The sequence below is a fragment of the Bacillus sp. L75 genome (assembly GCF_003676355.1).
Classification (GTDB): domain Bacteria; phylum Bacillota; class Bacilli; order Bacillales; family Bacillaceae; genus Bacillus; species Bacillus velezensis.
Map to the genome: position 1 here is coordinate 141378 of NZ_ML064909.1, position 6482 is coordinate 147859.

Annotated in this window: 3 protein-coding genes; all 3 read right to left on the minus strand. The window is 49.9% G+C overall.

Translation table 11 applies throughout. The annotated features are described in order from the left end of the window. Positions 1 to 61: 61 nt before the first annotated feature. Positions 62 to 793, minus strand: coding sequence for a surfactin biosynthesis thioesterase SrfAD (srfAD, locus tag D5S11_RS14980; protein WP_012116775.1), 732 nt, complete (start codon positions 791 to 793; stop codon positions 62 to 64). A 19-nt stretch (positions 794 to 812) separates the two neighbouring features. Then, the gene (srfAC, locus tag D5S11_RS14985) at positions 813 to 4649 is read right to left on the minus strand and encodes a surfactin non-ribosomal peptide synthetase SrfAC (protein WP_108725170.1); all 3837 of its coding nucleotides are present in this window, start codon (positions 4647 to 4649) and stop codon (positions 813 to 815) included. Between the two features lie 34 nt (positions 4650 to 4683). Beyond that, the coding region (locus tag D5S11_RS14990) for a condensation domain-containing protein (RefSeq protein ID WP_241211465.1) at positions 4684 to 6482 on the minus strand (1799 nt) is incomplete at its 5' end.

Consider the following 6482-nt stretch of genomic DNA (forward strand, 5'->3'; position numbering starts at 1 on the left):
GAGAAAACTCGCGGGCGGATTTTGTTACAAAAAACAGACAGCGAATGCTGTCTGTCATATCCTATAACAATTGGCCTGCAGTGCTCCTGTTAATAATCTCATAGATTCGTTCCGCCACTTTTTCAGTTTCACTTAATATGAACATGTGGCCGTCCGAAAACTCATGAAATACGGGATTGTCGGCCCATTTTTTCCATCCGTCCGCATCTTTGATACATTTTTTATCTTTCCGCCCGTTAAATATATGGACGGGTGATTGAATGATGTGAGAATCAGACGGACGGAAGCTTTCAAGCGCGCGGTAGTCGGATCTGAAAGAAGGCAGGAAAAATGACATGACTTCCTTATTCTCCACTAACTCCTGCGGCATTCCGCCAAGCTCGATAATATGGGCGAGAAATTTTTCATCATCAAGATGAGACACTTTTTTCCTTTCAACATGCGGCGGCTGAATGGCTGAGATGATCACGGCCTGCGGGTAAATGCCCTCCCGCTCCAGCTTTTGCGCCAGCCTGAAAGCGACCATGCCTCCCATACTGTGGCCGAACAGCACAAACGGGCGGTCGGGATGGAGATTCAACTCCTGCTTGTATAAACTGACAAGCTGTTCAAAATCCTCAACGGCGGACATTTGATTTGTTCCGTGTCCCGGCGGTTCCGCGGCAAGCATCTCACACTCACCTTGAAGATAGGTGTGGAGCGGGCGGAATGATGCGGAATAGCCTCCTGCGAACGGAAAACAGATAAGCTGCGTTTTTTCCGTGGTATCGAACGATTTAAAGAGCTGGACCATTGGCGGGCTTCCTCCTTTTCTATCGTGAAGTTGTCAGCTTCAGATGTTCCTTCCTTAGGAATTCGAGCAAATATGCCGCATTCCTTTCGAGACATTCTCCCTGAAGCATTTCTGCGTGAGTACCGCAGCCTTTTTTCACACGGTATTCACCTGTCGTGGCTTCCTCCCACGAAGCGAGCCACGGCGGCATCGCAAAGTCCGGTTCTGACGTTAATAGATCTATATCCGCTTTGACCCTGCCGGTGCTGACGGTATGCACAAAATAAGAATAAAACGCGTTTGTTTTTTTGGCGAGACCTTCTTTGACGGCTTCGTTATTCAGCGCTTCATTGTCCCGGTTTACCTTCATCAGCGCCTGGACATCACTTTCTACGGTGCGGCCTTCCAAGTCGCTGACGCCTTGTTTTTTATAGGAATCAACCATGATCAGCCGCTCCACTTTACGGCCTTCGGCTTCAAGCCGTTTGGCCGTTTCAAAGGCGAGCGTGCAGCCTGCCGAGTATCCGAACAGCTTGACCGGTCCTTCCGGCTGGAGCTGATTGATCAGCTCTGTGTAGCGTTCGATGCGGTTGTCTTCCTCGATAAAATCAAACGCACAGATTTTATAGCCGGACAGCTGTTTTGCCAGCGGCTGGTACATCAGCCCGTAACCGAGAACCGGCGGGAACGCAAACAGTGTGTCAGACTGATTTTTATTCATGATGGTGAGATCTTTCATTCCTTTTTCTTCACCGTGAAGCAGATAACCGGCAATGTCTGCGATTGTCGTCGCTTCGAATAACAGCTGCACCGGAATGTCCGTACCGAGCTCTTTTTTAATGCGCGACGCTGCCGTCATCGCTTTTAAGGAATGGCCTCCGAGCGCGAAGAAATCATCATGAATCCCGATCTGCTGTCTGCCGAGGATGTCGGACCAGATATGTGCAATCGTTTCTTCCGTCGCGTTTCGAGGCCCGATCCATTCTTTCGCCGCCTGAGCCTGATCCGGTTTCGGCAGCTGCCGTTTATTGACCTTCCCGTTTGTCGTTAACGGAAGCTCCTCTAAGAAAGTAAAGGTTTGCGGCACCATGTAAGCAGGAAGCTGTTTTTTCAGGTGCCTCTTTACGTCTTCAGCTGAAAGCGGCGTCCGGTTCACGAGGTAGGCGTTGATTGATGCATCTCCAGACTCATGGCGGTCCGCAACAACGACCGCATCTTTCACACCCGGGTATTCCTGCAGCTGCTTTTCGATTTCTTCAAGCTCAATCCGGTGTCCGCGTATTTTGACCTGGTCGTCAATACGCCCGGCGTATTCAATTGTTCCATCCGGCAGCCAGCGTGCTAAATCCCCTGTGCGGTAAAGCATTTCTCCCGGCTTGAATGGATTTGGGATAAACGTTTGCTTCGTCAGGTCATGACGGTTCAGATACCCTTTTGATACACCCATTCCGCTGATGCACAGTTCACCGACAGCTCCGAACGGCTGAAGCTGATTTTGCCCGTTAAGAATATAAACACTGGCATTGCTGATCGGCTTTCCAATCGGCAATGAGGAAATGGAATCCGGTATGTCGTGCACGACGTGAGCTGTCGCAAACACCGTTCCCTCAGTCGGCCCGTAGCAATTAATCAGCTTGCCGGGCCCCATGATCTCAAGCGCCTTTCTGACGTGAGGCACTGACGCGCGCTCACCCCCGAATAACACACAGCGAAGCCCCTTCAGCCACTCCTCTCCCGCATCGGTGAGAAGATTAAAAAGTGCGGTTGTCGCAAACATGACATTGACATTCTCCTGCCGGATCAGATCAGTGAGCCGTTCTGTATCAAGCAGTGTATGTTCATCTGCGATAATGAGCCGTGCCGCATTCAGTATTGATGCGTAGAAATCAAAGGTAAATGCGTCAAAGGCGTAATTGGAAACAGATAAGAACGTATCTTTTTCAGAAAATGCCATGTAGTCTACATGCTTGACCAATCCTTGAATATTGGCATGAGTGGTGATATTGCCCTTCGGCTTTCCGGTTGTGCCGGACGTATACATAATATACGCCGGATCATCGGGATCAATTGCGGCTGCAGGATCGCTTGCCTGTTCCTCAAACCGTGCTCGATCATCGATGATGAGTGTTGTTCCTGTATACGGCAGCTGAGCCGCTTTTTCTTTCATCTCCTGATGTGTCAGCAGACAGGCTGCCGCACTGTCAGCCAGCATGTACGAGATTCGGTCCTCCGGCAGCTTCGGATCAACCGGCAGATAAGCCGCTCCCGCTTTTAATACGCCGAGAATGCCGATCACCAGCTCAAGCGAGCGCTTCGTGTATAACGCGACAACGGTGTCCTTACCCGCGCCTTGCTTTTGCAAACGGCGCGCAAGACGGTTCGCTTCCTCATCTAATTCACGATAGGAAAGAGTCTGGCCGGAATACGTAAGCGCCGGTGCATCTGGATTTACATTCACCGCTTCCTTGAACCAATCTGTCAGAGGCTTCGCCTGATGAGTCTGAGCCGGCGGGTTTAAGCCGGTAAGCAGAAGCTCTCTTTCCTTTTCATCAACAAGTCTGATCGTATTGACAGGCTGATCCGGCTTCTGGATGAGCTGCTGAATCGATGTGAGAAGCTGAGATTTTAAGCGCAGGATAAACGCCTCATCAAACACATTCCCGTTATAGGCAAGCTTAATCAGCATCTCATCACCTGGAGAAGCCATCAGGTTGAGATCATAATTCGATTTCTCAAAAACATGGACGTCCTCCATATCAAAGCCGTTTTCACTGTTTTCTTCATTTTTTGCATCCTGAAGCGGATAATTTTCAAACACAATGATGTGGTCAATCAGCTTTGGCTGATCGGCCTGGCTTTGGATGTCATAGAGCGGCACATATTGATGCGGCTCAGACTGCAGCGATTGCTCCTGCAGCTGCTTGAGCAAGCCGTTAAATGTGGTATCCTCAGACAGCTTCACCCGCCTCGGGACAGCATTGATAAACAGCCCGACCATATGTTCAACGCCTTTGATTTCTGCGGGACGCCCGGAAACGACTGTGCCGAAGATCAAATCTCCGGACTGCTGGTAGCGGCTGATTAATACACTCCAAACCGCCTGAAGCGCCGTACTCAAAGTGGTATGCTGCGATTTTGCAAGCTCGGTAAATGCTTTTGTTTCCGCCTCCGGCAGTGAGAAGAGCAGCTCTTTCGGCTCATAGCCGTCCTTTTGTTTCTTTCTTTGCTCCGCAAATGTCGTTTGTCCTTCAAAATCTTCTAAGTACCCGCGCCAGTAATGCAGTGATGCTTGTTTATCCTGCTTTTCAAGCCACTTGATATAGTCTTTATACGGTTTGACCGGCGGCAGGCTGTACGGCTTTTGTTCACGCAGGGCATTGTATACCTTAAACAGGTCCTGCACGACGATGCCGAAGCACCAGCCGTCCAAAATGATGTGGTGGTAGCTCCACACCCATTCAAAGCTTTCTTCCGATTTTTTAAAAATGGCTGCCCGCATCGGAATATCCCGCGTCAAATCAAAGCCCTTGATCTTATCCTGTTCTTTGTATTCATTGATTTTGGCTGTTTGCTCGCTGTCCGTTACATGTGTCAGATCGATTTCTTCTATCTGAAACTGCCGTTTTTTCAATACGACTTGGACCGGCCTTTTTACTTTTTCGTGAATGAACACGGTACGAAATACATCGTACCGGTCCATGATCACATTCATGCTTTCTTCAAGGCTTTTGATATTCAAGCTGCCTTTTACTTTCATTGTCATTTGTTCGATGTAAAAACTTTGGCCGGGATTCAGGAGAGTATGAAACAGCATTCCCTCCTGCATCGGCGACAAATAATACATGTCCTGAACCTGATCTTTGCTGAATTGGCTCATCTGCTCCGCTCCCCCCTTCTGTTATCTGTTTTTGTCACGTTAAATTCTCCTCAAGCATGTCAAAGATGTCTCCCATTTCATCCATCTCAAGATCCTGCGCGCTGAAATCGCTCGGCGTAAATTCTTTCTCCTCTTTGGCCGTGCAATGGCGGATGATCATTAAGAGATTGTCTTTAAACCGCTGCATCTGTGTTTCGACGGTGCTTCTTTCATATTCTTCCTGATTGTATGAGCAGGAAATGACGAAGCGGCCGCCTGTAACCATCCCGCTGAAGCTCAGTGCGTATAACGCCTCTGACTCTTCGCTGACTTGACGTCCCATATCATATGGAGACGGCTCAAACCATTCCGTTTTCACTTCATTGTCAAACTGCCCCAAGTAGTTAAAACTGATTTCAGGCGTGACGCCTTTTTCTGCTTCATCGGATGACAGATACCGGAGAATCCCGTATCCTACACCTTTATCAGGAACGCGCCGCACCGTCTCTTTTACCGTTTTAATGACGGAAGAGACGCCGTCTTCCTTGCTGATCTGCAGAATCAACGGATATTGGGCCGTAAACCAGCCGACCGTCCGTGAAATATTGACATTCGGTATGATTTCTTCCCGGCCGTGTCCTTCTAAGTTGATGCCGACTTTGCCGTTTTCCGTCCATTCACCGATCGTTAAGCCGAGCGCGCTGAGCAGAATGTCGTTGATTTCCGTTCCGTACGGATGATGAACATCTGTGAGCAGCTGTGCCGTTTCTTCCTCAGTCAATTCACATTTCACGGCCGCCGTATGTTTGACGAGCCGTTTGTTCGGATCATGGTCTTTCGGCAGCGGCCGGAGTTCTTCCGTATCTGCCTGCGCCCAATAAGCCGCCTGCTTTTTCAGCTCTTCTGATTGCGCAAATGTGTTCAGCGCCTCCGCCCAATCTTTAAAGGAGTGGGTTTTCTGCGGGAGGACGATGCTGTTTTGCTGCTGCGCCTGTTTATAACCTGAAGCGAAATCCTCAAGCAGAATTCTCCATGAAACCCCGTCCACGACGAGATGGTGAACCGCGATTAACAGATGATCGCCTTGTTCTGTCCGGTATTGCTCCGCTTTTAACAGCGGGCCGTTCTCCAGATCAAGACTTCCCTGAAGATGATCGGCAAGCCGCTGAATCTGGCTTTTCAGCATATCCTCGTCAGTTCCGTACAGATCAACGATTTCAAAGCTTGCCTTGCATTCTGTGACAGGGAGGTATGTCTGAATGATGCCTTCCCTTTCTTCACGGTAAACCATGCGGAGCGCATCATGGTGTTCAATCAATGCTTGCAGGGTTTTTTCCACCAGGTCCGGATCAAAGCCGTCTTTCGCGTGAAGCATGACGGATTGGTTCCAGTGGTGTTTGTCCGTGAAGTTTTTCTCAAAGAACCAGCGCTGGATCGGCGTTAAGGCCGCTTCGCCTTCGACAGGGCCCTGGTCGGCCTGCTTGCCTTCCGTCCGCTCCACATAAGAGACGAGCTCTTCGATGGTCGGATGCTGGAAGAGATCCTTCATCTCCAGCTTGTAGCCGTGCTGGTTCAGACGGCTCGCCATTTGGATGCCTTTGATCGAGTCCCCGCCGAGCGTGAAGAAATTATCGCTTACGCCGATCTGATCAAGACCGAGCACTTCCTGCCAAATGTCGGAAAGCAGCGTCTCCATCTCCGTTTCCGGCGCTTTATATACGGCGCTTCCCGCTTCAATGTCAGGCGCCGGCAGGGCTTTTTTGTCAATCTTTCCGTTTGCGGTGACCGGAAGCTCGTCCATCTCCACCCAGAACGCCGGCACCATGTAGTCAGGCAGCGTGTCTTTCAGCGCGG